General features: G+C 61.6%; 25 protein-coding genes, 1 tRNA gene and 1 riboswitch. Of the genes, 9 read left to right on the top strand and 17 right to left on the bottom strand.

What is annotated here, in order from left to right:
* Positions 1-215: 215 nt before the first annotated feature.
* Positions 216-1,106, bottom strand: coding sequence for an acyl-CoA thioesterase II (gene tesB / locus ASD02_RS34440; RefSeq protein WP_025425155.1), 891 nt, complete (start codon positions 1,104-1,106; stop codon positions 216-218).
* A gap of 85 nt (positions 1,107-1,191) precedes the next feature.
* Here tesB and ASD02_RS34435 point away from each other — a divergent pair, with 85 nt between their 5' ends.
* A complete protein-coding gene (locus tag ASD02_RS34435) occupies positions 1,192-2,406 on the top strand; it encodes a ubiquinone biosynthesis hydroxylase (RefSeq protein ID WP_057210855.1) in 1,215 nt (404 codons plus the stop codon).
* A gap of 4 nt (positions 2,407-2,410) precedes the next feature.
* Here the strand turns inward: ASD02_RS34435 and ASD02_RS34430 are convergent, their stop codons facing one another.
* From ASD02_RS34430 to ASD02_RS34410, 5 genes are all read right to left on the bottom strand, one after another.
* Complete coding sequence (locus ASD02_RS34430) at positions 2,411-2,803, bottom strand: hypothetical protein (RefSeq protein WP_025425153.1); 393 nt, start codon at positions 2,801-2,803, stop codon at positions 2,411-2,413.
* Positions 2,804-2,890: 87 nt separating this feature from the next.
* Positions 2,891-3,079 (bottom strand): Trm112 family protein, encoded by a 189-nt coding sequence (locus ASD02_RS34425; protein ID WP_025425152.1) that lies wholly within the window; start codon positions 3,077-3,079, stop codon positions 2,891-2,893.
* Between the two features lie 10 nt (positions 3,080-3,089).
* Complete coding sequence (locus ASD02_RS34420) at positions 3,090-3,770, bottom strand: LON peptidase substrate-binding domain-containing protein (protein WP_025425151.1); 681 nt, start codon at positions 3,768-3,770, stop codon at positions 3,090-3,092.
* A 124-nt stretch (positions 3,771-3,894) separates the two neighbouring features.
* On the bottom strand, positions 3,895-4,872 hold the full coding sequence (gene trxA / locus ASD02_RS34415) for a thioredoxin (protein ID WP_025425150.1): 978 nt from the start codon (positions 4,870-4,872) through the stop codon (positions 3,895-3,897).
* A 58-nt stretch (positions 4,873-4,930) separates the two neighbouring features.
* Positions 4,931-5,440, bottom strand: coding sequence for a prolyl-tRNA synthetase associated domain-containing protein (locus tag ASD02_RS34410; protein ID WP_057221805.1), 510 nt, complete (start codon positions 5,438-5,440; stop codon positions 4,931-4,933).
* A gap of 255 nt (positions 5,441-5,695) precedes the next feature.
* On the opposite strand from ASD02_RS34410, the gene ASD02_RS34405 reads away from it, so the two are divergent.
* Positions 5,696-5,770, top strand: a tRNA-Gly gene (locus tag ASD02_RS34405).
* A 112-nt stretch (positions 5,771-5,882) separates the two neighbouring features.
* Here ASD02_RS34405 and ASD02_RS34400 read toward each other — a convergent pair.
* The 9 genes from ASD02_RS34400 to ASD02_RS34360 form a co-directional block, all read right to left on the bottom strand.
* Positions 5,883-6,905: an aldose epimerase family protein gene (locus ASD02_RS34400; protein ID WP_025425148.1), complete on the bottom strand. Its 1,023-nt coding sequence runs from the start codon at positions 6,903-6,905 to the stop codon at positions 5,883-5,885.
* Between the two features lie 289 nt (positions 6,906-7,194).
* The gene (locus ASD02_RS34395; protein WP_025425147.1) at positions 7,195-8,379 is read right to left on the bottom strand and encodes a VWA domain-containing protein; all 1,185 of its coding nucleotides are present in this window, start codon (positions 8,377-8,379) and stop codon (positions 7,195-7,197) included.
* A 14-nt stretch (positions 8,380-8,393) separates the two neighbouring features.
* The gene (gene metA, locus ASD02_RS34390) at positions 8,394-9,320 is read right to left on the bottom strand and encodes a homoserine O-succinyltransferase (RefSeq protein WP_025425146.1); all 927 of its coding nucleotides are present in this window, start codon (positions 9,318-9,320) and stop codon (positions 8,394-8,396) included.
* Positions 9,321-9,383: 63 nt separating this feature from the next.
* Positions 9,384-9,461: riboswitch (SAM riboswitch) on the bottom strand.
* Positions 9,462-9,653: 192 nt separating this feature from the next.
* A complete protein-coding gene (locus tag ASD02_RS34385; RefSeq protein ID WP_025425145.1) occupies positions 9,654-10,106 on the bottom strand; it encodes an NUDIX domain-containing protein in 453 nt (150 codons plus the stop codon).
* Entirely contained in the window at positions 10,103-10,942 is an 840-nt protein-coding gene (locus ASD02_RS34380; protein WP_025425144.1) for a MoxR family ATPase, read from the bottom strand. Before ASD02_RS34380 ends, ASD02_RS34385 begins: the two co-directional genes overlap by 4 nt.
* 121 nt (positions 10,943-11,063) lie before the next feature.
* A complete protein-coding gene (locus ASD02_RS34375) occupies positions 11,064-11,444 on the bottom strand; it encodes a RidA family protein (RefSeq protein WP_025425143.1) in 381 nt (126 codons plus the stop codon).
* Positions 11,445-11,452: 8 nt separating this feature from the next.
* The gene (gene leuD / locus ASD02_RS34370; RefSeq protein ID WP_025425142.1) at positions 11,453-12,058 is read right to left on the bottom strand and encodes a 3-isopropylmalate dehydratase small subunit; all 606 of its coding nucleotides are present in this window, start codon (positions 12,056-12,058) and stop codon (positions 11,453-11,455) included.
* 215 nt (positions 12,059-12,273) lie between these two features.
* Complete coding sequence (locus ASD02_RS34365; protein ID WP_025425141.1) at positions 12,274-12,705, bottom strand: glyoxalase/bleomycin resistance/extradiol dioxygenase family protein; 432 nt, start codon at positions 12,703-12,705, stop codon at positions 12,274-12,276.
* A gap of 249 nt (positions 12,706-12,954) precedes the next feature.
* On the bottom strand, positions 12,955-13,200 hold the full coding sequence (locus ASD02_RS34360) for a hypothetical protein (protein WP_025425140.1): 246 nt from the start codon (positions 13,198-13,200) through the stop codon (positions 12,955-12,957).
* Between the two features lie 111 nt (positions 13,201-13,311).
* Here ASD02_RS34360 and ASD02_RS34355 point away from each other — a divergent pair, with 111 nt between their 5' ends.
* Together ASD02_RS34355 and ASD02_RS34350 are read left to right on the top strand one after the other, a co-directional pair.
* Complete coding sequence (locus ASD02_RS34355) at positions 13,312-14,217, top strand: CoA ester lyase (protein WP_025425139.1); 906 nt, start codon at positions 13,312-13,314, stop codon at positions 14,215-14,217.
* On the top strand, positions 14,214-14,420 hold the full coding sequence (locus ASD02_RS34350; RefSeq protein WP_025425138.1) for a DUF1737 domain-containing protein: 207 nt from the start codon (positions 14,214-14,216) through the stop codon (positions 14,418-14,420). Before ASD02_RS34355 ends, ASD02_RS34350 begins: the two co-directional genes overlap by 4 nt.
* 88 nt (positions 14,421-14,508) lie before the next feature.
* On the opposite strand, the gene ASD02_RS34345 is transcribed toward ASD02_RS34350, so the two are convergent.
* Positions 14,509-14,943: a metallopeptidase family protein gene (locus ASD02_RS34345; protein WP_025425137.1), complete on the bottom strand. Its 435-nt coding sequence runs from the start codon at positions 14,941-14,943 to the stop codon at positions 14,509-14,511.
* Positions 14,944-15,113: 170 nt separating this feature from the next.
* Here ASD02_RS34345 and ASD02_RS40270 point away from each other — a divergent pair, with 170 nt between their 5' ends.
* The 5 genes from ASD02_RS40270 to bfr all read left to right on the top strand — a co-directional run bounded on the left by ASD02_RS40270 (position 15,114) and on the right by bfr (position 22,007).
* Positions 15,114-16,073 (top strand): hypothetical protein, encoded by a 960-nt coding sequence (locus ASD02_RS40270; RefSeq protein ID WP_025425136.1) that lies wholly within the window; start codon positions 15,114-15,116, stop codon positions 16,071-16,073.
* Positions 16,024-17,541 carry a DNA polymerase Y family protein gene (locus ASD02_RS34335; RefSeq protein WP_239637582.1) on the top strand — a complete coding sequence of 506 codons (1,518 nt, stop codon included), beginning with the start codon at positions 16,024-16,026 and terminating at the stop codon, positions 17,539-17,541. The genes ASD02_RS40270 and ASD02_RS34335 overlap by 50 nt, the downstream gene beginning before the upstream one ends.
* Positions 17,538-20,894 (top strand): error-prone DNA polymerase, encoded by a 3,357-nt coding sequence (locus ASD02_RS34330; RefSeq protein WP_038575756.1) that lies wholly within the window; start codon positions 17,538-17,540, stop codon positions 20,892-20,894. Before ASD02_RS34335 ends, ASD02_RS34330 begins: the two co-directional genes overlap by 4 nt.
* Positions 20,895-21,136: 242 nt before the next feature.
* Positions 21,137-21,550 (top strand): (2Fe-2S)-binding protein, encoded by a 414-nt coding sequence (locus tag ASD02_RS37855; protein WP_239637581.1) that lies wholly within the window; start codon positions 21,137-21,139, stop codon positions 21,548-21,550.
* Positions 21,516-22,007, top strand: a complete 492-nt coding sequence (bfr, locus tag ASD02_RS34320; protein ID WP_025425133.1) for a bacterioferritin — start codon at positions 21,516-21,518, stop codon at positions 22,005-22,007. The genes ASD02_RS37855 and bfr overlap by 35 nt, the downstream gene beginning before the upstream one ends.
* A gap of 634 nt (positions 22,008-22,641) precedes the next feature.
* Here the strand turns inward: bfr and ASD02_RS34315 are convergent.
* Positions 22,642-23,169 carry an RNA pyrophosphohydrolase gene (locus tag ASD02_RS34315; protein WP_025425132.1) on the bottom strand — a complete coding sequence of 176 codons (528 nt, stop codon included), beginning with the start codon at positions 23,167-23,169 and terminating at the stop codon, positions 22,642-22,644.
* Positions 23,170-23,214 lie beyond the last annotated feature (45 nt).

Here is a 23,214-nt window from a genome sequence, read left to right as displayed (position 1 = left end):
TTCGCCTCCGGTCGGAGGCCATCTCTCCTCGCTGCGGAACGCTGAAAGCGCCGTGCAACCGGACAGCTACATTCAAGGGGCGTGCCAGATTCGTCGTGGCACGCTAAACCTATGAAAAGGCATGGGAAAATTATCACGCACAGCGACGGTGCCGCGACGCGCTAAAAAATCGTCACTTTAGAAGATTAAAAAATAGGCAGAAAAGAATAAGTGCCCTATTCCTGTTCAGCTGCCTTTTTCCGGATCAGGCCTTCCTGCGCCACCGAGGCAATCAGCACGCCGGAACGGTCAAAAAGGCTGCCGCGGGTCATGCCGCGGGCACCATGGGCACTGGGGCTGTCCTGGGTATAGAGCAGCCAGTCGTCCATCTTGCAGGGGCGATGGAACCACATGGCGTGATCGAGGCTTGCAACCTGCAGGTTGCGATCGAACACCGACGTGCCATGGGCATAGAGCGACGTGTCGAGCAGCGTCATGTCCGAGAGGTAGGCAAGCACGGCCGCCTGCAGGTGGCGCTCGTCGGGCACATGGCCGACGGCCTTGACCCAGACGTCCTGGGTCGGCTTACCATCGTTGCGGGCGAAATAGTGGGTGAGCGAGACCGGCCGGATCTCGATCGGCCGTGGCCGCTCCCAGTAGCGGCGGATCGCTTCGGGGGCGTGCGCCAGGAACTTGTCCTTCAGCTCCTGCTCGCCCGGCAGGGTTTCCGGCATCGCCACGTTGGGGATGTCGATCTGATGTTCGAAGCCGTCCTCGTCATATTGGAACGACGCCGACATTGAGAAGATCGCCTTGCCGTGCTGGATGGCGACGACACGCCGCGTGGCGAAGCTCGAGCCGTCGCGGATGCGGTCCACCTCGTAGATGATCGGCACGGACGGATCGCCTGGGCGCATGAAATAGGCGTGCAGCGAGTGCACGTAGCGGCCTTCGTCGACAGTGCGCTGGGCTGCGACCAGCGCCTGCCCGATCACCTGGCCGCCGAACACGCGCTGCCAGCCGACCTGGGGACTGCGGCCACGGAACAGGTTCTCCTCGAGCTTTTCGAGGTCGAGTGTGGCAAGCAGCGCATCCATGGGCGTTGCGGTCTCAGTGGGGCGCGACATTTCGGCTGTCTCCGATGGTAGGAACGGCGATGGCATTGATCTATATAGGCATGAAACGATGCTCAAGTGCGACGGGAGAAAGCGGATGATCGATGTGTTGATTGCCGGTGGCGGCTATGTCGGCCTTTCGCTCGCGGTATCGCTGAAGAAGGCGGCACCGCATCTCGAAGTTTCCGTCATAGACGGTGCGCCGGAAGGCGCCTGGAAGCGCGACGAGCGCGCCTCTGCCGTCGCCTCGGCAGCTGAGCGCATGCTCGATGTTCTCGGCGTGTGGCAGGCGATTGTGCCGGAGGCCGAGCCGATCCGGCGCATGGTCATCACCGATTCGAAGACATCCGATCCGGTGCGCCCGGTTTTCCTCACCTTCGACGGCGAGGGGGAGGAGGGGCGGCCCTTTGCCCATATGGTGCCGAACACGGCCATGGTCGGCGCGCTGCGCGCCGCCTGCGAGGAGTTTGGTGTAACCGTGCGGCAGTCGACCATGGTCGAAACCTTCGAGAGCGGCGATCATGCGGTTGCGGTGACGCTTACCGGCGGCGAGCAGTTGGAGGCCCGTCTGCTGGTTGCCTGCGATGGCGTGCGCTCGAAGCTGCGCGATGCGGCCGGCATCAAGACGGTCGAATTCGACTATGGCCAGTCGGGCATCGTTACCACCGTCGAGCATGAGCGCCCGCACGAAGGCACGGCCGAGGAGCATTTCCTGCCGGCCGGCCCCTTTGCCACCCTGCCGCTCAAGAACAATCGCTCGTCGCTGGTGTGGACCGAGCGCACTGCGGACGCGGAGCGCCTGGTCAAGGGCGACGATTTCCTCTTCGAAGAAGAGCTGGAGCGCCGCTTCGGCCACAGGCTTGGCCATCTCAAGGTTGTCGGCGGCCGTCGCGCCTTTCCGCTCGGCCTGACCCTTGCGCGCGATTTCGTAAAACCGCGGTTTGCGCTTGCGGGCGATGCCGCCCACGGGATCCACCCGATCTCCGGCCAGGGCCTCAATCTCGGCTTCAAGGACGTGGCGGCGCTGGCCGAGACGATCGTCGAGGCGGATCGTCTCGGGCTCGATATCGGTTCGCTTGCTATCCTCGAGCGCTACCAGAGCTGGCGCCGGTTCGACACCTTCCGCATGGGGGTGACCACGGATGTGCTCAACCGACTGTTTTCGAACGACATTACACCCGTCAGGATCGCCCGCGACTTCGGTCTCGGTCTTGTCGATCGGCTGCCGTCCCTCAAAAGCTTCTTCATCCGCCAGGCGGCCGGCGTTGCCGGCGACGCGGACCCGCGGCTGCTTTCCGGCCAGCCGATCTGAGGGGTCAGAAGATGGTGAGATTCTCGATCCGGTAGACGAAAAGCGCCCAGAGCCAGCCGGGCGCGACATCGACGACGGCAGTGAATTTGTCTTGCAGATCCTGGTACGACAACAGCAATGTCATGCCGATCGCGATCGTCCACGTGAAGCAGATGCGTAGATTTCTGCGGCTGAAGAACTCGTAAAATCCGTCCTCGTCGTATTCGGTCCCGGCGACCATGTCCCAGAAACCGTAGTTCGCACTCAGCATGTCGTCGATGGCGTGATTGCGCCAGAACTGGCCGGGCGCGGCATTGAAGCGATCGGGAATGAAATTGAACGACGAGCGGAAGACATGGACCGCCGCGCCAAGCGCGGTCAGAGTCACGATCGCGACGACGTAGTGCCAGATGTTCATCGTGTCCCGCCGAGCTACCGATAGTCCAGGCAACTTACGGGCTATTCCTTGACTGATCGTCAAAGGATGTGGGATCGGCCGCTGGCGTCAGTCCTCGATCTTGCGTGCCTCGGAGATCAGCATGATCGGCACACCGTCGCGGATGGGATAGGCGAGCCGTGCCTTTTCCGAGATCAACTCATTGGCTTCGGCGCGATAGCTGAGCCGGCCCTTGGTCAACGGGCAGACGAGCAGTTCGAGCAGTTTCGGATCGACCTTGCTGGCGTTGACGTCCATGACCCCTCGCTTACTGCAGAATGTTGTCGACATCGCCGAAATTGCGCGCAAGCACGATCTCGGTAATGGCAATCAGCGTCTCGGCGCGGGTCTTGAGGTCGGGGGCCTCCAGCAGCGCCTGTTTTTCTGCCGGTCCGTAGGGCGACATCATCGCCATGGAGTTGACCAGCGTGCGGTTGCTGGCGCGCTCGACACTCTCCCAGTCGGCCTTCAGCTTGTTGGCCTCCAGATAGGCCCTGAAGGCTGCCAGCAGCGCCGAGCGATCGACAAGGCTTTCATCGTCGCGATTTTCGAGATCGGCCGTGAAGGGCCCGATACGGAAGCGGCGATAGCCGCGTGTGCCGGCCACCTCGTTAAACAGTCGGTAGCGGCATACGCCGGTCAGCGAGGTGATGTAGCGGCCGTCGCCGGTTTCGGCAAAGGAGGTGATGCGGCCGATGCAGCCGACCTCGCAGAGCGCGGGCACCGGCCCGACGCCGATGTCGTTGCGGCCTTCGCAGAAGGAGGGCTGGACAATCCCGACCAGCCGATTGCCGGAAAGAGCGTCGTCGAGCATCGCCAGGTAGCGTGGCTCGAAGATGTTGAGCGGCAGCTGGGCACCCGGGAGCAGCAGCGCACCGGTCAGCGGAAACACCGGAATGATCTCCGGCAAGTCCTGCGGACCAAGATAACGTGCATTTCCGACATGCATTCCAATTGACCTTGCAGATGTCCGGTTCTGCCCCGCCACGCCCATAGGCATAGCCAACCAGACCAAGAAATGGTGCGCCCTTCGAAAATCTCAAGGGAAAAACGCACCGATCTTGCTGCTCTGCTCAGGAAAAGAGGATCGACGACAGCTTGCGGCGGGCGGCGATCGTCGCCGGGTCTTTCGGGCCCCAGACTTCGAAGAACGAGACGAGCTCGCGCCGTGCGCCATCGTCGTCGAAAGCCCGGTCGCGCTTCATGACCGTCAGCAGGTGGTCGGCCGCGCCATTGCGGTCGCCTTCCACGTTGCGGATCTTGGCGAGCATCATGCGCGCCTCATGGTCGTCAGGGTTTGCCGCCAACCGCTGTTCCAGGGCGTTCGGATCGCCGAGCTTGCGGGCTTCTTCGATCTGGTCAAGCTTCTTGGCGATCGCGCTGATGCCGGCATCCTTGGCAAGATCTTCCGGCAGGCTCGTAAGCGCTTCGCGCGCTTCGGCGATCTGGCCAAGCGTGATCATGCAATCGACCATGCCGGCAATAGCCACCACATTCTCCGGGTCTGCCTGCAGCACGGCGCCGAAGAGCCCGGCGGCGTTCTCGGCATCGCCCGCTTCGAGCAACCCCTTGGCGTCGGCAAGTGCTGCCTCGATCTCGGCCTTGCTGTCGTCGACGGCGGGGCCGGCGATCTTTTCGATGAATTGCTTGATCTGGCTTTCAGGCACGGCACCCATGAAACCGTCGACCGGTCGCCCACCGACGAAGGCGATGACGGCGGGGATCGACTGGATGCCGAGCTGGCCGGCGATCGACGGATGGTCGTCGATGTTCATCTTGACGAGCTTCACGCGGCCGGCGGCTTCCGTCACGACCTTTTCGATCACGGGGGTCAGCTGCTTGCACGGTCCGCACCAGGGCGCCCAGAAATCGACGAGAACAGGCTGCTGGCGCGAGGCGTCCAGCACGTCCTTGCTGAAGTTGGCGGTCGTCGTTTCCTTGATCAGGTCGCCGCCCGGTGCGGCGGCCGCGGCCGGCTGGCCGCCGAAGGAAGCCGAAGCGGTCATCTGGTTGCCGAAGGACCCTGCATAGGGATTGTCGTTGCCCGTCATTCTTCTCTCCTCGCCGGCTCGTGATCCGGCTTCCTGCATTCGCGCCAAAGATCGTATGTCAGGCTGTCACTTTCAAGACAAGCGGTTCATGTCCCGTCGCTTCCATGAAGCGCAACAGGTCGTTCGAGCCGATCGAGGTCGTCGCGTCGTTGGAAAGCGGGTGGCAGTTGATCACATCGAACTTCATCAATTCCTCGTCGATGATCACCTTGACGTTGCCGCCGGTGTCGTTGATGGCGCCGAGTGCGGTCACCGCTCCCGGGATGACGCCGAGATATTCCATCAGCTTCTCCGGCTTGCCGAAGGAAACCTTGCTCGCAGCACCGATGACCTGGTGTACCGTCTTCAGATCCACGGTCGCGTGTTCCTCTACGGTCAAAAGGAAGTAGTTGTCCTTCTTGTCCTTCACGAACAGGTTCTTGGTGTGACCGCCGGGGATTTCGTCGCGCAATGCCACCGATTCGGCCACGGTGAACACCGGCTCGTGTTTTTTGGTGCTGTATTCGATGCCGAGGTCGTCGAGAAAGCGGAAAAGTTCGTCCGCGGTCTTCGGCTGCGCTTCGTTCATGAGGGTGATTCTCCTGCCGCTCCGTTTTTTTCCAGTCTGCTTTAGGGGAGAACGGCCGCGGCGTGCAATCTCAGAGACGGCGGCGCGGCGCGAAAACGCGGCATTTGCGGGCTTCCCGGGGAGGCTTCCAAAAAATATTCGCTTTCTCGACATTTCCCTGTTGCATTCCAAAATCGCTTAGGCCATATAGCGCCCGTCGCCGCAAGACAGCGCGGCACCCACGGTCCACCGACTACCCCCGGACCGAGGTAATGAGCGGGTGTAGCTCAGGGGTAGAGCACAACCTTGCCAAGGTTGGGGTCGGGCGTTCGAATCGCCTCACCCGCTCCAATTTTCCCAACCATTTTACTTGTAAATGCTTTTGGCTTCGGCCAATGCATTCGCCCCGGGCGAAACGCAGCAGCCGTCTTGTCTCTGCTGTCAGCGCCGATGCGCTCGCCTGTCAGCTCTTCATGAAGACATAGTCGGTTTCCTGGCGGCGGAGTTCGCCGGGGCGCAGAACCGCGTTCGGAAAGCCCTCGTGATTGACCGCGTCCGGCCACACCTGGGTTTCAAGGCAGAAACCGGCAAAGGCGCCGTAGCGGCGTCCTTCGAGGCCGGGCACCGGCACGTCGAGCTTGAAGCCGGTATAGAGCTGGACGCCAGCCTCGGTCGTCAGCACTTCCATCGTCACGCCGGAATTGAGGCTGCGGGCAAAGGCGACTGAGTGTTTTGCCATGCGCTCCGGCGAAAGGCAGAAATTGTGGTCGTAGGCGATGCGTTCGCCCTCGGTCTGGCGCTTGAGCGAGGTCATTTCCCTGAGATCGAAGGCGGTGCCTTCGACCGGGCGGATTTCGCCCGTCGGGACCTGGAACTCGTTGGTCGGCAGATAATGGTCGGCGGCGATCATGATGTCGTGGCCAAGCGCGTCCGTGCCGCCATCGAGATTGAAATAGCTGTGCTGGCAGACATTGGCGAGTGTCGGCCGATCGGTCTCCGTCTCGTAGACGACACTGAGCACGCCGCCGGCTTTGAGCTGGTAGGTGCAGCGGATCTGGCAGCTGCCGGGATAGCCGGCGCGGCCGTCCGGGTCGGTGATCGCCAACGTGACGCTGTCCGGTGTGTGGCTGACGATCGTCCAGTTGCGCTTGCCGATGTTGTCGCTGCCGCCATGCAGGTGGGTCACACCTTTTTCATTGCATTCGAGCTGGTAGGTTTTGCCGTCGAGCGTGAAGCGACCGTCGCCAATACGGTTGGCGCAGCGGCCGGGCGTCGCGCCAAAATAGGGGGAATGGTCGAGATAGCTTTCGAGATCGGTGAACCCGAGCACCAGCGGCGGCTCATGGCCATCCAGCCGCAGATCCTGGATCACGCTGCCCCAGGTGAGGATATAGGCAGTAAGGCCACCACCGGAGAGCACGACACGATGAACCGGCTCACCCGATGGCAGGTGTCCGAAGATTTCCGTATCCGCATGCTTGTCCATCGCCTGGCTCCCCCACAGCGCCGCGCGTCTTAGCAGACGCGCAAAGGTCGCTGTACACTCTAGAACTGCTGCATGTTGTATCCTTAAATCGGCTAGAGCGCCGTGCGTTCAGATGAACACACAAAGGACGCTCTAGCACTTTGATTCTAGAGCATCTTATCCGCTTTCAGTGATTCCACTTGAAAGCGGGATGCTCTACGATTTACGGAAACATGCAGTCCTCACGACAAGCAACCTGCGTCATTTCAGGTGGATCGGCAACCGGAAATCGAGATTTTCTGCGGTAGATTCAGCGTGATAGTTGTTTCGTCGCGTCCTGCAGTCCGGCAAGCGTCAAGGGAAACATCCGTCCGCCTACGAGGCTCCTGATCATGCCGATCGACTGAGTGTAGCCCCAATGCTGCTCGGCAACCGGATTGAGCCAGATAGACCGGGGAAAATGGGCGGCGATACGCGAGAGCCAGAGCCCGCCGGCCTCGTCGTTCCAATGCTCGACCGAACCGCCGGGGTGGCTGATCTCATAGGGGCTCATCGATGCGTCGCCGACGAAGATCGCGCGGTAGTCGCTGCCGAAGGTGCGCAGCAGCTCCGCCGTGCGGGTGATGTCGGCGCGCCGGCGGCGATTGTCCTTCCACAGGCCTTCGTAGACGCAATTGTGGAAGTAGAAGTGCTCCATGTGGCGGAATTCGCCGCGTGCCGCCGAAAACAGCTCCTCAACGATGCGGATATGGTCGTCCATCGAACCGCCGACGTCGAAGAACATCAAGAGCTTGATAGCATTGCGCCGTTCCGGCCGGGTGACGACATCGAGATAGCCGTGCTCGGCGGTGGCGCGGATCGTGCCGGAGAGGTCGAGTTCGTCGGCAGCACCCTGGCGCACCCAGCGCCTGAGCCGTTTGAGCGCCACCTTGATGTTGCGCGTGCCGAGTTCGACCGTGTCGTCGTAATCCCTGAATTCGCGCCGGTCCCACACCTTGACCGCGCGCCGGTGCCGCGAGCCGTCCTGGCCGATGCGCACACCTTCGGGATTGTAGCCATAGGCGCCGAAGGGTGAGGTGCCGGCGGTGCCGATCCATTTGGCGCCGCCCTGGTGGCGCCCTTCCTGTTCGCTGAGCCGCTGGCGCAAGGTCTCCATCAGGGTCTCGAAGCCGCCAAGGCTTTCGACCAGGCGCTTCTCTTCCTCGGTCAGATATTTTTCGGCAAGCTTGCGCAACCACTCTTCGGGGATTTCACCCTGCGCGAACTCGTCTGGCGGATTGATGGCCTCAAGGCCGGAAAAACAATGCCGGAATACGCCGTCGAAGCGGTCGATATGGCGCTCATCCTTCACCAATGCCGTGCGTGCGAGAAAATAGAACGCCTCGATATCGAAGGTGGCAATGCCCGCCTCCATGCCCTCGATCAAGGACAGGAATTCCCGGAGCGTCACCGGGATCTTCGCGGCCTTCAATTCGAGGAAGAAGGGGATGAACATCCGCGGCTCCGGCCCTAGCTTTCGTTCCTGCCGATCAGGTCCATTTCGTAGGGCGTCGTCTGGTACATCTCGTTGATCCAGTTGCCGAAGAAAAGATGCGCATGGCTGCGCCAGCGGTTCTGCGGCGGCAGGGTTGAATCATTGTGCGGGAAGTAGTCATGCGGCATCTTGATCGGTACGCCCGCATCCACATCCCGGAAATATTCGTCCGATAGCGAAGTGGAATCATACTCTACGTGATTGAACATGTAGAGGCGCTTGCCCTTCTTCTCGTGCACGAGGCACACACCCATCTCCTTCGATTCCATCAGGATCTCAAGGTCGGGCACCGCATCGATGTCGGCGCGGCGCACTTCGGTCCAGCGCGACACCGGCACGGCGAAATCGTCGGAAAAGCCGTTGAGATAGACGGAGGAGGGCTGCAGGTTCTGGTGGCGGTAGACGCCGAAAGCCTTCTCCTTCAGCGGATATTTCGGCACGCCATGGAAATGATAGATCGCCGCCATCGCGCCCCAGCAGACGTTCAGCGTCGAATGCACGTTGGTCGTCGTCCAGTCGAGGATGCGCTTGAGTTCGTCCCAATAGGTGACGTCCTCGTATTCCAGCGTTTCGACCGGGGCGCCGGTGATGATGAAGCCGTCGAACTTGCGGGCCTTCACCTCCTCCCAGGTCTCGTAGAAGGCAAGCAGGTGTTCCTCGGAGGTGTTCTTCGCGCGGTGCGCGCCGATGCGGATCAGCGACAGCTCGACCTGCAGCGGCGAGGCGCCGATGAGGCGCGCCATCTGGATCTCGGTCTTGACCTTGTTCGGCATGAGGTTCAGCAGCCCGATCTGGAGCGGGCGGATATCCTGACGGATCGCCACGGTCTCGGTCATCACCCGCACGCCCTCGGTCGCGAGGGTCTCGAATGCGGGCAGCGTATCGGGTATCTTGATGGGCATGGGGCTTCCACTCGATCAATACAAAAAAACCGGCGGCGATTGATCGCGACCGGTCCTCGGAAAATCCACGTTTCCTCGGCCCTTTAGCGATTTGTTTAACGTGGCTGCAAGCCGGCCGGCCAAATCACCACGGATTGTTTGATAGCGCGGCAAGGCCGCGGGGGTCAATGAAAAACGATTCGTGTGGGTTGGCCCCTCATCCGGCTGCCGCCACCTTCTCCCCGCAGGCGGGGAGAAGGGACATTGCCGCGGCCGTTCGGCTCCCTTTCAGGCTTACAGCAGGTGATGAGGTTGCGGTCGCCGCGTTCCCCCGCCCCGCTTGCGGGGAGAGGGTTAGGGTGAGGGGCAATCTGTTGCTAGGTGCAGCAAGTCCAGACCGTTCTGCATGCCATATCCCAGCCGCTTGCCGGCCTCGCTCTGACTGAGCCAGAAGAAGCGAAAGCGGATCGGCGGGCCACCGCTCTCCGGCGTCATTTCGCGGTGCAGCCAGGGTTCCTTTTGTTCGCCGGCTAACGGCCCATGGAAATAGTGCCGGCGATGGCAGATTTTCCGGCCGTTCTGCGTGAAGTGATAGTCCTGCGTTTTAAATGGCAATAATGCCGGCGGCGGCGTCAGCCCGGTCTCCTCGACAAATTCGCGGAAGGCCGCCGCTTCAGGGCTTTCTCCCGGTTCTATCGTGCCGCCCGGGACCTGCAGATCTACATCGGGAAAGTCCGGCTCGTCGAAGACGAGCAGATGCCCTCGCCAGGTGGCGTAGATCAGGACCTTGTTGGCGTCCGGTCTCATCCGTCGCGGCGTGCCATGAAGGCCAGGCGCTCGAAAAGGTGGACGTCCTGCTCATTCTTGAGAAGCGCGCCGTGCAGCTTCGGCAGCATGGTCTTTGGATCGGCGCGCAGGTCGGCCGGGTCGATCTCGTCGGCGACGAGCAGGCGGATCCAGTCGAGCGCTTCGGAGGTCGAGGGCTTCTTCTTCAGCCCCGGCACCTGGCGGATATCGTAGAAGGCGGCAAGGGCTGCCGAAAGCAGCGTCTTGCGGATGCCGGGATAGTGCACCTCGACGATGCGGGCGAGCGTGTCTGCGTCGGGAAAGCGGATATAGTGGAAGAAGCAGCGGCGCAGAAAAGCGTCCGGCAGTTCCTTCTCGTTGTTGGAGGTGATGACGACGATCGGCCGCTGGCGGGCGTGGATCGTCTCGTTGGTCTCGTAGACGTGGAACTCCATCCGGTCGAGTTCCTGCAGCAGGTCGTTCGGAAACTCGATGTCGGCCTTGTCGATTTCGTCGATCAAGAGCACCACACGCTTCCCGGCCTCGAAGGCCTGCCAAAGCTTGCCCTTGCGGATGTAGTTCTTGACGTCGTTGACGCGCTCGTCGCCGAGCTGGCTGTCGCGCAGGCGCGAGACGGCGTCATATTCGTAAAGTCCCTGCTGCGCCTTGGTCGTCGACTTGACGTTCCATTCGATCAGGTCGAGTCCCAGAGCAGCTGCAACCTGCCGCGCAAGCTCGGTCTTGCCGGTGCCGGGCTCGCCCTTGACGAGCAGTGGCCGTTCCAGCCGGATCGCGGCGTTGACGGCGATCATCAGGTCCTTGTCGGCGATATAGTCGGCGGTGCCTTCGAATTGCATGGGCTTCTTCCGGTCATAGTGATGCGGAAAACGGTCCTGCGGGCGAGGGCCGTCGTCATGCTTCTGCAGTAGCGCATAAGCGGTGCAGGTGTCACTGCCGCTGGCTGCGACCCGTCAGACGTCAGCCGCGGAAGGCGGTAACCTCGATCTCGATCAGCATTTCCGGGCGGATGAGATCGCAGACGATCATGGTGGCGGCAGGGCGGATTTCGCCGAACATCTCGCCGAAGATCGGAAAAACCCGGTCGGCGAAACTGGCATCGGTGACGTAGTAGTGATTGCGCACCACGTCTAAGAGCGAGAAGCCCGCCTCTTTCAGCGCGCCCTCGATCGTCTTCAGGCAATTGTGCGCCTGCTCTTCCACCGTTTCCGGCATGGTCATGGTGGCGTAGTCGTAGCCGGTGGTGCCGGAGACGAAACACCAGTCGCCCTTGGCGACGGCACGCGAATAGCCTGCCGTCTTCTCGAAGGGCGAACCGGAAGAGATGAGCTTGCGCGTCATCCCGTCGCTCACGCCCAGGGGCGCGAGGCGGTGGTCGACTTTTCGAAGCTGTCGATGGCCGTTGCCTTCTCCAGCGTCAGGCCGATGTCGTCGAGGCCGTTCAGCAGGCAGTGGCGCTTGAAGGCATCGACCTCGAACTTGACCGTGCCGCCGTCCGGACCAGTAATTTCCTGGGATTCCAGGTCGACCGAGAGGATGGCGTTGGAGCCGCGCGAGGCGTCGTCCATCAGCTTGTCCAGGTTCTCCGGGCTGACGACGATCGGCAGGATGCCGTTCTTGAAACAGTTGTTGTAGAAGATGTCGGCGAACGAGGTCGAGATCACGCAGCGGATGCCGAAGTCGAGAAGCGCCCACGGTGCGTGCTCGCGCGAGGAGCCGCAGCCGAAGTTGTCGCCGGCGACCAGGATCTTGGCGTTCTGGTAGGCGGGCTTGTTGAGCACGAAATCCGGGTTGACCGAGCCGTCCTCGTTGTAGCGCGCTTCGGCGAAAAGTCCGGTGCCGAGGCCGGTGCGCTTGATCGTCTTCAGGTAATCCTTCGGAATGATCATGTCCGTGTCGACGTTGACGACGGGGAGGGGAGCGGCGACGCCGGTGAGCTTGACGAACTTTTCCATAACTTCAGGCCTTCGATTTCAGCGAAATGTTGCGTAAGCGTTTAGATCAGTTTTGCGCCGAAATGAAGGAAAATCTATCCCGAAGATGCTTGCCGGGCGGGTGAAATCGCCTGCCCGGCAAGTGTTGTCGCGGTTGTTTTATCCGTTGGGCGCCTTGCCCGAGGGTTTTGCCGAAATCGGCCGGTGTCTGGCTTCGGTCTCAGCCTGTCTTGACTCTAGCCTGCTTTTACTGGGGCGTTCAGCGCCCAGAGCACGCCGAAGGGGTCGCGCAGCTGCCCGTAGCGATCGCCCCAGAACATCAATTCGATCGGCATCACGACTTCGGCGCCGGCGGCGACCGCCTGGCTCCACCACGCGTCGATGTCGTCGACCGGCAGCATCAGGCTGAAGGCCTGCGGCTTTTCCAGGGCATGGCCGTATTCCGGATAGGCGTCACTGAGCATCAGCGAGCTGCCGTTGATGTGGAGATGGATATGCATCGTCCGGCCCTGGTCGTCGACCGGTTGCCGATAGGCTTCCTTTGCGCCGAAGGCGTGCTTGTAGAATTCCGCCGCCTTGGCCGCGCCGTCGACCTGGAGATAAGGCACCAGGCCGTTGAGGGCCTTCGGCAGCTGGTTTGCGTCTGTTTTCTGCGTCGTGCTGTCCATGTCATGCTCCTGTTGAGGGAATGATGCAGTGGCCATGACCTTTGCTGGCCTGACCCAAGGACGAACGCAAGCGGGTCTTGCCGACACGGGTGTCGCAAAAAAATCGAGCGAGATTGGGCTGCCGCGTCGGGCAGACTCAAGCATTTCGGGAAAAATGCGAAGCGGTTCCCGTCAGGAAGTGCGTAGAAACAAGGAGATAGAGCGCTTCCGCGACGTCGTCTAAACCGGAAACGCTCTGGAGATCGATGCCTAGAGATCGATGATCGTGCCGCGACCGTCGTTCCAGATGCGCATTTCGCGCGGGGCGGCGCCGGAGGTCGGGCGGGCCGTTGCTCGAGCCTGCTTCAGGTTCAGCCGGGCGGCAATGGCGCTGCCGATCGCGACAACGGCGGCGATGCCGGCGAGCGCAAGCGCAAGCGATGCGGTGAAGACGAAGGCTGCCAGCGTAATGGTGATGGCGAGAGCCGTAAAAAGAACAGAACGTATGCTTTGCATGATCGTCACCTTTCTGCTCGGGATGTGGGTGTTGCCGCCGCCGCTTGCAAGAGGGGTGCGGCCGTTCGCCTCGTCTTGCGGAAAAAAGGAAAGGCGGGCACAACTGGCCGCATGACAAAATCGATCGAACATCACCCCGTTCGCCTGCGCCGTTCGGTGCTTTCAGTGCCGGCCGACAATGCCCGCGCACTGGCCAAGGTTGCGGAACTTGCGGCCGATGCCGCGATCTTCGACCTTGAGGATGCGGTGGCGCCGGAGCGCAAGGCCGAGGCGCGGGACGGCCTCGTTCGCCACCTCGTCGAAAACAGGCCGGATTGTGAGGTCATCATCCGCATCAATGCGCTCGGATCGGGCTTCGGCCAGCAGGATCTGGCGGCGGCCGTTTCGGCAAAGCCTGACGCAATCCTGCTGCCCAAGGTCGAAAGTCCGGCCGATATCCAGATCGTCGCCGACTGGCTGGCCGATAACGATGCGCCGGAGGCGTTGCGTCTCTGGGCGATGATCGAAACGCCGCGCGGTGTCGTCAATGCGCCTGTTATCGCCGAGACCGGCCGCACCTTCGGCGGCAGGCTCGATTGTTTCGTCGTCGGCCTCAACGACCTGCGCAAGGAAACCGGTGTTCCCGACCGGCCCGGCCGTCCGTACCTCATCCCCTGGCTGATGCAGATCCTTTTGGCCGCACGCGGGAGCGGTCTCGACGTCATCGATGCGGTGTTCAACGATTTCCGTGACGCCGACGGTTTCGACGAGGAGTGCCGGCAGGGGCGCGACATGGGCTATGACGGCAAGATGCTGATCCACCCGCTGCAGATCGGCCCGGCCAACGAACGCTTCGGCGTCGAGCAGGCGGCCGTCGACGAGGCGCGCGCCATCATCGCCGCCTTCGCGCTGCCGGAGAACGCGGAAAAAGGTGTCATCAATCTTCATGGCCGAATGATCGAGCGGCTGCATCTCGATCAGGCCCTGAAGCTCGCCGCCAAGGCGGAGATGATTGAAAAACGAAAGGCAAGATTTTGAAACTTTACCGCTTCCTCACCGGCCCCGACGATGCGTCCTTCTGCCATAAGGTGACGGCGGCACTGAACCAGGGTTGGTCCCTGCACGGCTCACCGACCTACGCCTTCAATGCGGATACGCAGCACATGCAATGCGGACAGGCCGTATTCAAGGAAGTCGAAGGCAAGGACTACCACCCCGACATCAAGCTGTCGGAACAGTAAAAAGCAGGAACGCTTCGACTTTCCGGCCGGAGCGTTTTTTTGTTTTCCGATTGTTTTTCGGGGGCTCTGCCTCGGAGCGGATGGGGGCTTAGTTGCCCACGTGCTCCACGCTCGCCTCGATCCGTTCCATATCGTCGTCGGAGAGGCCGAAATGGTGGCCGATCTCGTGGATCAGCACATGGGTGATGATGTCGCCCAGCGTTTCCTCGTTTTCCGCCCAATAGTCGATGATCGGGCGGCGATAAAGGATGATCCGGTTCGGAAACTCACCTGTCTCCATGGTGAAACGTTCGCTGATGCCACGGCCTTCGAACAGGCCGAGCAGGTCGAACGGCGTCTCCAGCGCCATGTCCTCGAAGACGTCGTCGCTTGGAAAATCGGCAACCTCGATGATGAGGTCGGTCGTCAGTTGGCGGAACTCCTGCGGCAGGTGGCTGTAGGCTTCCACTGCGAGTTGTTCGAATGTCGTGAGCGTCGGTGCGTGGCGTTCCCGCCAATCATCGGTCTGGTCAATGCGGGCCATAGGCACTCCTTGTTGCCCTCCATATAGCGATTTTGCCTTTGTTTTTCGAGTGTTGAATTCCGGCTGGGGTGGGCGAGGAATAAATTCTTAAACTTGGCTGTTGACTCATGTGGTCAGCTCTGGAATCTATAAGAACATAACAGGAACATCTTAAATGGGAGTTGACCGTCATGGCCGAGAACGCCGTGCAGCGGGAGACCGTTCTTTCGCTTCGCGAAACCATAGCCAGGATCGAAAATCGCAGGCTTGCGGGCGTCGTGAAGGCGGTCAAGGCGGCCGATCCCGCAGGCTTTCGGCGCAAGGAAGAAGGTCACCAGTCCTCCGGCCGCAAGGTCCTGCCGCTCGGCATTCCCGAACTCGACGATATCCTCGAGGGCGGCCTGCCGCTCGAGGGTATGACCGAGATCCGCAATTCCGAGACGCGCGATGCCGGCGCTGCGGCCGGTTTTGCAACCGCGCTCAGCGCCCTTTGTCAGCAGGCGCGCCAGCAAAAGGGCGATGCCGGGGCACCGGTTCTGTGGGTCAGCCAGTCGCTGGCCTCGACCGAGGCCGGCCTGCCCTACGGTCTTGGTCTCAAGGCTTACGGGCTCGACATTCGAAGCCTGATCCTCAGCCTGCCGCGCACGGTGAAGGACGCGCTGTGGATCGCCGAGACGGCGCTTTCCGTCCCGGCCTTCTGTGCCGTCATTCTCGAAATTCGCGGCAATCCGGCATCGCTGGCCTTGAGCGAAAGCCGGCGCCTGCATGTTCGCGCGCGCGCCGGACGCATTCCTCTTCTTCTTCTGCGTCAGTCCGGTCACGAGGAGGCGAGCAGCGCCTTCTTCCGGCTTCATATCGAACCGGCGCCCGCCCGCGAGCGCGCCCTCCCTGACGGTTCGATGCTTTGCGGCAGCATCGGCCATCCCGTCTTTCACGTCATTGCCGAAAAAAGCAGGTCTCCTGCTCCCGTCGGCCTCTTCCTGGAGTGGAACCCCCATGACCGCCGCTTTTACCCCGTCGAGCCCCTACCAGCCGCTGCTGCGGCAGACCCACAACCAGCGCATTCTGTCGCTCGACTTTCCGCATCTTCCGGCCGACCGGGTGGCGCGGAGCCGCTGGGGAACCTCCTGGCTTTCCCGCGGGCGTCCTGATCATCCGCCTGTCGTCTTTGCCGACCGGGTCAGGAATGCGATGCGCCTCGTCGCGCTCGATGGCCTTGCCGAGAAATCAGGATTCCAGTTGGGCCAGGGCGTTGCCGAGGCGCGGGCCATGTGTCCCGAGGTCGATGTGCTGCCCGCCGACCGGGCGGCGGATCGCGCCCTTCTGGAAGGGCTTGCGGACTGGTGCAGCCGCTACACGCCGCTGGTGGCGCTCGACGGCGAAAGCGGCCTTTATCTCGACATTACCGGCTGCGCCCATCTTCTCGGCGGCGAGAAATCGCTTCTCGACGACCTGCTCGCCCGGCTCTTTCATCTCGGCATCGAGGCGCGTGCGGCGATCTCGTCTTCGGCAGGGCTTTCCTGGGCGGTGGCGCGCTTCGGCTCGCAAAGCGTGATCGCTCCGGAGGAGGCCGTACGCGTGCTTGCGCCACTGCCGATGGCTGCCCTCAGGCTTCCAGTCGACATGATCGAAACGCTCGGCCGGGTCGGGCTCAAGCAGGTCGGCGATATCATCGAGGCGCCGCGGGCGCCGCTTGCCCGCCGCTTCGGATCCATTCTGCTCCTGCGCCTCGATCAGGCCATGGGGCTGGAGGACGAGCCGCTCTCGCCGCGGCTCCCCGTTGCCAGCCTCTCGGCCGAGCGGCGGCTTTCCGAGCCGGTCCAGGGTGAGGACGATATTCTCGGCCTGACGCAGGAGCTGGCAGCAAGGCTGAAGCCGGAGCTGGAAAAGCGCGGCGAAGGCGGACGGCTGTTCGAACTGCTGCTGTTTCGCGTCGACGGCCGGGTCTTTCGCATCGCTGCCGGAACGTCTTCGCCGCTGATTGAACCGAGCCGCATTGCCGGCCTTTTCCGCGAGCGGCTGCAGGCGGTGCACGAGGATCTCGATGCCGGTTTCGGTTTCGAGATCCTGCGGCTGTCGGTTCCCAAAAGCGAAAAATACGAGGTGATGCAGGAGGATTTTTCCGGCACGCCGGATCGGCAGCAGCCGCTTGCGGCCTTTGCCGACAGGGTCATGGCGCGGCTGGGCGCAGAAAGCCTGTTTCTGCCCGTCCTGTCGCAGAGCCACGTGCCGGAGCGTGCCGCCGCCTTTCAGCCGCTTGCGGATGTGGAAATGCTGAAGACGGTCGAGGAAGCCGCTTCCACTGTTCCGGCCTGCCTTAGGATGGCTTCCGTTCGACCGCAGCGGCTGTTCCAAAGTCCGGAGCCGGTGGAGGCGGTGGCCGAGGTGCCGGAGGGCCCGCCCAGAAGCTTTCGCTGGCGGCGGAGCCTTCATCGCATAGCGCGCGCCGAGGGTCCTGAACGGATCGCGGCCGAATGGTGGGTCGATGGCGAAAAGGCGGCCGAGCGGGATTATTTCCGGGTGGAGGATGAAAAAGGCCGGCGCTTCTGGCTGTTTCGAGAAGGGCATTATGGCGGGCCCGCACAGCCGCGCTGGTTCATGCATGGGGTCTTCGCATGAGCACGCCCTATTTCGAGATCGGCGCCTGGTCGAATTTCTCCTTCCTCGAAGGAGCCTCCCATCCGGGCGAAATGATCGTTGCCGCCAGCCGCCTTGGTATTTCCGGCCTTGGCGTTGCCGATCGCAATACGGTGGCGGGCGTGGTGCGCGCTCATGCGCAGGCCAAGGTGGAGGCGTTTTCCTTCCAGCCCGGCGCCCGGCTTTCCTTTGCCGAAGACATCCCGGATGTGCTCGCCTATCCGCGCAACCGTCGGGGCTGGGGCAATCTCTGCCGCATGCTGAGTGCTGGAAACCTGCGGGCGAAGAAAGGCACCTGTACGCTCTACGAGACCGACCTTGTCGAATGGGGCGAGGATATCCTGATTGCCGTCCTGCCCGACCCGGTGATCGGGGCGTCGGAGGCTAAAAACCTTGCGGAATTTCTCAAGCGGCTGAAGCCGCATTTTGCCGACCGGCTCTATCTGGCGCTGGTGCCGCGCTATGACGGTTTCGATCAGCTTGTCTTTGCCGGGCTGGCGACCATCGCCCGCAACGTGGGCACGAGGCTGATCGCCACCAACAGTCCGCTGTTTCACGCGCCGGCGCGCCGGCCGCTGGCCGATATCGTCACCGCCATACGCGAGCATGTGACGGTGGCGCAGGCGGGGTTCCGGCTTCAGGCGAATGCCGAACGCCATCTGAAACCACCGGCGGAAATGGCGCGCATCTTTCGCGACTACCCCGAGGCGATCGCCAATACCGGGCATTTTTTCCGCCGGCTGAATTTCACTTTGGCGGAACTCGAATACCAATATCCCGATGAGAGTTTTGCAGGCGAGACGACGACACAGACCCTCAGGCGGCTGACGATGGAAGGCGCCCATGTGCGTTATCCCGAAGGCATTCCCGCGAAGGTCTCGACCCAGATCGAATACGAGCTCGAGCTGATCGCCAGCAAGCGCTATGAGCCCTACTTCCTCACCGTGCGCAACATCATGGAATATGCGCGAAGCGTCGACATTCTCTGCCAGGGCCGCGGCTCGGCGGCAAATTCGACGGTCTGCTACTGCCTTGCCATCACCGAGGTCGATCCGCTTTCGACGACGCTGCTTTTCGACCGGTTCCTGTCGACGGAGCGTGACGAGCCGCCGGATATCGATGTCGATTTCGAGCACGAGAAGCGGGAAGAGGTGATCCAGCATATCTATAGGACGTACGGCAAGGAGCATGCGGGGCTTACGGCCGCCGTCATCAGCTACCGGGCGCGGTCGGCCGGTCGCGAAACGGCCAAAGCCTTCGGCTTTTCCGAGGACGTGCAATCGGCGCTTGCCGGTTCGGTCTGGGGTTGGTCGGCCGCCGACCTGTCGGAACGGGAGGCCAAGGCCGCCGGTCTCGATGTCAAGGATCCAACGACGGTGCGAGTGCTCGACTATGCCACCGCGCTGATGAGCTTTCCCCGCCATCTCTCTCAGCATGTCGGCGGTTTCGTCATCACCCGCGATCGGCTCGACGAGGTGGTGCCGATCATGAACACGGCGATGCCCGACCGCTACATGATCGAGTGGGACAAGGACGACCTCGATACGCTGAAGATCCTGAAGATCGACGTGCTGGCGCTCGGCATGCTGACCTGCATCGCCCGGGCGTTCAAGCTGATGGAGCGGCATTACGGCGTGAGGAAAGACCTGCACACGCTGTTCAAGGATGAGCAGGATGACGTCTACGACATGATCTGCCGGGCCGATACGATCGGCGTCTTCCAGATCGAGAGCCGGGCTCAGATGAGCATGCTGCCGCGGCTCAGGCCTCGTGTCTTCTATGATCTCGTCATCGAGGTGGCGATCGTGCGGCCCGGACCGATCCAGGGCAACATGGTGCATCCCTATCTGAAGCGGCGGGAGCAGCGCAATCGCAACATACCCATCGAATATCCGAGCAAGGAGCTGGAAGTGGTTCTGGAGCGGACCCTTGGTGTGCCTTTGTTCCAGGAACAGGCGATGCAGATCGCTATTACCGCGGCAAATTTCACGCCGGGCCAGGCCGATCAGCTCAGGCGGGCAATGGCGACCTTCAAGCGAACCGGCACCATCCACACCTTCGAGCAAAGGATGGTCGAGGGCATGGTCAACAATGGCTACGACAGAGATTTCGCCGTACGTTGCTTCAAGCAGATCGAAGGCTTTGGCGAATACGGCTTTCCCGAAAGCCATGCTGCGTCCTTCGCGCTGCTCGTCTATGTCTCTTCATGGCTGAAGACCTATTATCCCGATGTCTTCTGCGCAGCACTTCTGAACTCACAGCCGATGGGCTTTTACGCTCCCGCCCAATTGGTGCGGGACGCGCGCGAACATGGCGTGCGGGTGCTGCCTGTCGATATCAACCATTCGAATTGGGATGCGGACCTCGAGAGGGGCGGGCATGATCGTGGTGCGGTGGAGCCGCGCCATCGGGACATGCTGGGTGTGATCAAGACGGAAAAGGCCATCCGCCTCGGCTTCAACCAGGTCAAGGGGCTGAGAGAGATGGAGATCGTGGACAAGCTTATCGCCCATCGCGGCCGGGGCTATACCTCGGTTCGCGATCTCTGGCTGCGCTCGGGATTGCCGCGCTCCGTGCTGGAGAAGCTTGCCGATGCGGATGCGTTCCGTTCGATCGGGCTCGATCGCCGCAACGCGCTTTGGGCGGTAAAGGCGCTGGATGAGAAAAGTGCTGCCGAGCGGTTGCCGCTCTTCGAGCAGGCGACGCAGGACGAATTCCAGCTGGAGCCGGCAGTTTCGCTGCCGGTGATGCTGGAGGGCGAGCAGGTCATCAACGATTACCGCTATCTCTCCTTCTCGCTGAAGGCGCATCCGGTTTCTTTCCTCCGGGCGGAGTTTTCGGGGCAGGGGCTGGTCGAAAACCGCGCGCTTGCCACGGCACCCGTCGGCCGAAGAGTGACGGTTGCCGGGCTGGTGCTCGTTCGCCAGCGTCCAGGCTCGGCCAAGGGCGTGATCTTCATGACGATCGAGGACGAGACCGGCGTCGCCAATGCCATCGTCTGGCCGAAGGTTTTTGAAAAATACCGGCCGGTGATCATGGGTGCGCGTCTCGTCAAGATCCGCGGCCGGCTCCAGCGTGAAAGCGAGGTCATCCACGTGGTGGCGGAGTATATCGAGGATATGACCCCGATGCTCGGGCTGTTGCGCAAGGAGGAGCGCCGCTTCGGCGCCAACGATCGTGCCGACGAGGTGCTGCGACCGACGGCCGACGCGCGCGATAAGAAGGTGCTGAAGGAACTGCGCCTTGCGGCTGCCCGCCGTGCCGCCGGCGCCGATCATCAGGCCGTCGCGACCGAAATTGCCGACGTCATGCCGAAAGGCCGCAACTTCCATTGATGAACAGACACGATGGGCTCGGCTTGGCTTCGAAGGCTCGGTCCCTCACAGCCGTTTCATGACCCGTCCTTCCGGAGCTGGGCTTGCCGTACCGGATTTCGGCCACTCACGTTGGTCTTCCTGCGTAAAAATGTCGCAGTATCCTGCGGCAATCGCCGGGAAATCCACAGAAAGAAAGGTCATCAATGCTACGCTAATATTCTGAAAATACGATGTTTTTTGTCATGTTTAGATTCGTTCTAATCTGCGTGCAAGTTCCGCTTGTGGAGTTTTTTGTTGACAATAAATGTCCTCTTTTGCTTTATGAGCGAATTCAGGACGTTGCGTTTCACAGGCAAGACGACATGCTGGTTTGCAGCTGCAATTTCATCACGGAAAAAGAGATCGAGGACATGATTGTCAGCCTTCTCGATGAAGACTGTTGGCAGCTGATCGTGCCGGCGAAAGTCTATCACGCGATGGAAAAACGCGGTCGCTGCTGCGGCTGTTTCCCCAACGTCGTCGACATCATCATCCGCACCACCGAGCAATATCACGGCCGTCGCGACTCGACGGATGTCGAGATATTTGATTTCATGGCCCGCCTCAAACAATTCCATGAAGACAACCGGAGGGCGGATTTTGAAAGGCGACAAAAAGGTCATCGAGCAGCTTAACGAAGCGCTCTATCTCGAACTCGGCGCCGTCAACCAATACTGGCTGCATTTCCGCCTTCTCGAAGATTGGGGCTACACGCTCCTTGCCAAGAAGGAACGTGCCGAGTCGATTGAAGAAATGCATCATGCCGACAAGCTCGTCGCGCGCATCATCTTCCTCGAAGGTCATCCGAACCTGCAGACGGTCGGACCGCTGCGCATCGGCCAGAACGTCAAGGAAGTGCTGAAGGCGGATCTCGCCGGCGAATACGATGCCCGCACGGCCTACAAGAAATCACGCGACATCTGTCATGACGCCGGAGACTACGTCTCCATGAAGCTGTTCGAAGAGCTGCTTGCTGATGAGGAAGGTCATATCGACTTCCTCGAGACCCAACTCGAACTGCTCGAAACCATCGGCGAAGCGAAATACGGCCAGCTCAACGCAGCACCGGCCAACGAAGCCGAGATCGACTGAGCGTCTCGCACCATTCACACGAGAAAGCCGCCGATCACCTCGGCGGCTTTCTGGTTTTCGGGCCAAGACGATCTATGGCGCCCCGTTGCCTGACGCGCTTAGAGCATTTCCAGGAAAAGTGCGAAGCGGTTTTCCGTCAGGAAATGCGTAAAAACAAAGAGATAGAGCGTTTGTGCGGTTCCGTCTAAATCGGAAACGCTCTAAAGAATGGGCGCGCGGGCTGACGGTTCGCCCGCATGCAGACCCTCAAAGAGCCCGGTGGGGGTCTGTGAACCCTCAGGCTCGAGCGCATTTCTCCATGCGTCTTCAAACGGCGATGCGCCCTGCACCGAATTGGTATCGGGCCGGCCGGCGCCTGCTCGATACCAACCTGCCGGATATTGGCGATCGGCCCCAGAGTGGCATTGCTGCCGGGCAGGTTAAAACCTCAACCGGAACCAGGCGGTCGGTGAGGGTTGCCGCGGCAATCGCAAGACCAAAAGCGCGCGCTGCGAGCGGCCGCCTATCGTCCGCTGGCAGCTCGCAATCTGCGACGGATGCCAGGGCATCGCTTTGCGGTGTGCGTGTTGTCGGCTGGGTCCCCCGCGAAAGGTCGATGTCAGCGCAGACCCGGCCCCTGTTGCGAAAGGCGTAGTTACGGCGCCAGGTGGGCGAAGGCGGCAACGACCTCCTCATAGACCTTGCGCTTGAACGGTACGATCATCTCCGGCAGGTCGCGCATCGGCTTCCAATCCCAGGCGTCGAATTCCGGTTCGTGGCCGCCCGGCGGTGGGTTGATGGCGATCTCGTTCTCGTCGCCCTCGAAGCGGAAGGCATACCAGCGCTGCGTCTGGCCACGAAATTTGCCCTTGAGGCCGATGCCGATCAGGTGTGAAGGCAGGTCATAGTTGATCCAGCCCGGTGCCTCGGCGAGCAGCGAAACCGTGCGCATGCCGGTCTCTTCATAGAGCTCGCGATAGGCGGCCTTCAGCGGATCCTCGCCCTTGTCGATGCCGCCCTGCGGCATCTGCCATTGCTGCGGCGAGCCGTCATATTCGGAATTGCCGACGGCGATCCGGTGGCCGGCCCAGACGAGGCCGGCGCGGTTCAGCACCATGACGCCGACACAGGGGCGATAGGGCAGGTCTTCGGCCCGTAGGTTCTTGTCGTTATGCTTGCTCATCCGCTGTCCTCTCCTGGCTCAAGGCGTGACCCACTGCTCGCGCAC

Source organism: Ensifer sp. Root1252, from assembly GCF_001425885.1.
Taxonomy (GTDB): domain Bacteria; phylum Pseudomonadota; class Alphaproteobacteria; order Rhizobiales; family Rhizobiaceae; genus Ensifer; species Ensifer canadensis.
The sequence above is the reverse complement of the archived record's forward strand: the minus strand, read 5'-3'. Positions and strand labels throughout refer to the sequence as shown.

Coding starts and splice junctions, on each gene's coding strand:
- ASD02_RS34435 (WP_057210855.1), top strand. CDS start 1,192: ATGATCGATGTGTTGATTGCCGGTGGCGGCTATGTCGGCCTTTCGCTC.
- leuD (WP_025425142.1), bottom strand. CDS start 12,058: ATGGAAAAGTTCGTCAAGCTCACCGGCGTCGCCGCTCCCCTCCCCGTC.
- ASD02_RS34430 (WP_025425153.1), bottom strand. CDS start 2,803: ATGAACATCTGGCACTACGTCGTCGCGATCGTGACTCTGACCGCGCTT.
- ASD02_RS34385 (WP_025425145.1), bottom strand. CDS start 10,106: ATGAGACCGGACGCCAACAAGGTCCTGATCTACGCCACCTGGCGAGGG.
- ASD02_RS34380 (WP_025425144.1), bottom strand. CDS start 10,942: ATGCAATTCGAAGGCACCGCCGACTATATCGCCGACAAGGACCTGATG.
- ASD02_RS34330 (WP_038575756.1), top strand. CDS start 17,538: ATGAGCACGCCCTATTTCGAGATCGGCGCCTGGTCGAATTTCTCCTTC.
- ASD02_RS34400 (WP_025425148.1), bottom strand. CDS start 6,905: ATGGACAAGCATGCGGATACGGAAATCTTCGGACACCTGCCATCGGGT.
- ASD02_RS34420 (WP_025425151.1), bottom strand. CDS start 3,770: ATGCATGTCGGAAATGCACGTTATCTTGGTCCGCAGGACTTGCCGGAG.
- ASD02_RS34410 (WP_057221805.1), bottom strand. CDS start 5,440: ATGAACGAAGCGCAGCCGAAGACCGCGGACGAACTTTTCCGCTTTCTC.
- ASD02_RS40270 (WP_025425136.1), top strand. CDS start 15,114: ATGGCCGAGAACGCCGTGCAGCGGGAGACCGTTCTTTCGCTTCGCGAA.
- ASD02_RS34355 (WP_025425139.1), top strand. CDS start 13,312: ATGACAAAATCGATCGAACATCACCCCGTTCGCCTGCGCCGTTCGGTG.
- tesB (WP_025425155.1), bottom strand. CDS start 1,106: ATGTCGCGCCCCACTGAGACCGCAACGCCCATGGATGCGCTGCTTGCC.
- trxA (WP_025425150.1), bottom strand. CDS start 4,872: ATGACGGGCAACGACAATCCCTATGCAGGGTCCTTCGGCAACCAGATG.
- ASD02_RS34345 (WP_025425137.1), bottom strand. CDS start 14,943: ATGGCCCGCATTGACCAGACCGATGATTGGCGGGAACGCCACGCACCG.
- ASD02_RS34395 (WP_025425147.1), bottom strand. CDS start 8,379: ATGTTCATCCCCTTCTTCCTCGAATTGAAGGCCGCGAAGATCCCGGTG.
- ASD02_RS34425 (WP_025425152.1), bottom strand. CDS start 3,079: ATGGACGTCAACGCCAGCAAGGTCGATCCGAAACTGCTCGAACTGCTC.
- metA (WP_025425146.1), bottom strand. CDS start 9,320: ATGCCCATCAAGATACCCGATACGCTGCCCGCATTCGAGACCCTCGCG.
- ASD02_RS34365 (WP_025425141.1), bottom strand. CDS start 12,705: ATGGACAGCACGACGCAGAAAACAGACGCAAACCAGCTGCCGAAGGCC.
- ASD02_RS34315 (WP_025425132.1), bottom strand. CDS start 23,169: ATGAGCAAGCATAACGACAAGAACCTACGGGCCGAAGACCTGCCCTAT.
- ASD02_RS34375 (WP_025425143.1), bottom strand. CDS start 11,444: ATGACGCGCAAGCTCATCTCTTCCGGTTCGCCCTTCGAGAAGACGGCA.
- ASD02_RS34360 (WP_025425140.1), bottom strand. CDS start 13,200: ATGCAAAGCATACGTTCTGTTCTTTTTACGGCTCTCGCCATCACCATT.